Source organism: Eggerthella sp. AM16-19, from assembly GCF_003474385.1.
Lineage (GTDB): Bacteria > Actinomycetota > Coriobacteriia > Coriobacteriales > Eggerthellaceae > Senegalimassilia.
This window is the reverse complement of sequence record NZ_QUCY01000051.1, coordinates 1-1,569: the sequence shown is the minus strand read 5'-3', so window position 1 is coordinate 1,569 and position 1,569 is coordinate 1. Positions and strand designations below refer to the sequence as shown.

At 62.2% G+C, this 1,569-nt stretch carries 1 protein-coding gene; it reads left to right on the top strand.

Translation table 11 applies throughout. The features are described 5' to 3' along the window. Positions 1-266: 266 nt before the first annotated feature. The gene (locus tag DW178_RS11070) at positions 267-1,478 is read left to right on the top strand and encodes an IS110 family RNA-guided transposase (RefSeq protein ID WP_158574199.1); all 1,212 of its coding nucleotides are present in this window, start codon (positions 267-269) and stop codon (positions 1,476-1,478) included. Positions 1,479-1,569: the final 91 nt, after the last annotated feature.

Genomic DNA, 1,569 nt, shown 5'->3' with positions numbered 1-1,569 from the left:
CCTCCTACTATCTTCTTATCGCGTTTTGACTGTTTCAATCGAACCATTCAGAATGCGATGCAGTTACTGGCCGGGCAGGTATGTCGGCATGTGCCCTGGGGCGTATTCGGACCCCGCGAAAGAGACTGACAGCCTGCCCCATTCGGGGCGGTTCGCGGATTAGCTGGATGGCGGAGCCTTGACCGAAGGCTACCCCGTGTCTCTTACAGGAGGTTGCGAGCCCGTTTGGTGAGCAGGGGCCTGCCATGTACGGAAGGGCGGGACCTATGATCTACGCCGGGATAGACATCGCCAAAAACGCCCACGTCGTAGGGGCGACCGACGAACACGGGCGCGACGCATCGAAGCCCATGAAGTTCGCAAACTCCGCTGGCGGGTTCGACCGCTGCATCGCCTACTTGGAAGGGCTCGCCGAGTCGAAGTCCGACCTGCTGGTGGGCATGGAGGCGACCGGCCACTACTGGCTGCCGCTCTTCTGCCGGCTGCAGGATGCGGGCTACGCCGTCGTCGTGGTGAACCCCATGCGGACCGATGCGATGCGGCGCTTCAAGGGAAGCTCGCGCGTGAAGACCGACATCGTCGACTGCGTGCTCGTGGCGGAGACGCTTCGCTGCGGCGGCTTCCAGCCGAGCAGGCTGGGAGACGAGGCGATGATCGAGCTGCGGCAGCTCACGCGCCTGCACCAGGCGCTCAAGGAGAGCGTGGCCGACTTGAAGCGCCAGGTTATCGTGGCGCTCGACCAGGTGTTCCCCGAGTACGACTCCGTCTTCTCCGACACCTTCGGCGAGAGCTCGAAGGCGTTCCTCAAGAGGTGCCCGACTCCCGAGGAGTGCCTGGCCGTCAGGGCAGACTCTTTGGCCAAGACCCTCGAGCGGGCGAGCCATGGCAAGCTCGGCCGCGCGAAGGCGGACGAGATAAAGGGCATCGCCAAGGCCTCGTGCGGCATCGGCCTTGCGACGTCGGCCTTCTCCTTCCAGATTAAGCTGCTCATAGGCCAGATAGACTTCATAGAAGGCCAGGTATCCGAGGTCGAGGCCAGGATACGGGCGGGCATCGAGGAGGTCGAGCCGCTCATCCTCACCATACCGGGTATCGGACACGCGCTCGGCGCGCAGATCGTGTCCGAGATCGGCGACGTGCGCCGCTTCCGCAACGCCTCCTCTATCGTGAAGTACGCGGGGATCAACCCCTCGATCAGCCAGTCGGGCAAGTTCTCCTCCGAAGAAAACCACATCACCAAGCAGGGCTCCCCCTACCTGCGCCGCGCCCTGTACCTGGCGGCGATGGCCCAGCTGAAGCTGAAGTCGCCGTTCTACGACTACTACGCGAAAAAGCGCGGCGACGGCAAATCCCACCGCGAGGCGCTCGTCGCGGTCGCCCGCAAGCTCGTCCACGTGATCTACGCCGTGCTGTCCAAGCAGGAACCCTACGACCCGAATGTCACGAAGAGCCCCGGGCTCGCATCGCGTTCTGAATGATTCGATATGAAGCTGTCAAAGTGCGAAATCCAACAACTAAATACTCTCTAGAAAACTTGTCTTACGGGTCTTGACTACTCATAGCTGGTCT

What these genes read in the sequence shown, in the direction of transcription:
- DW178_RS11070 (WP_158574199.1), top strand. Translation starts at nt 267, where the DNA reads ATGATCTACGCCGGGATAGACATCGCCAAAAACGCCCACGTCGTAGGG.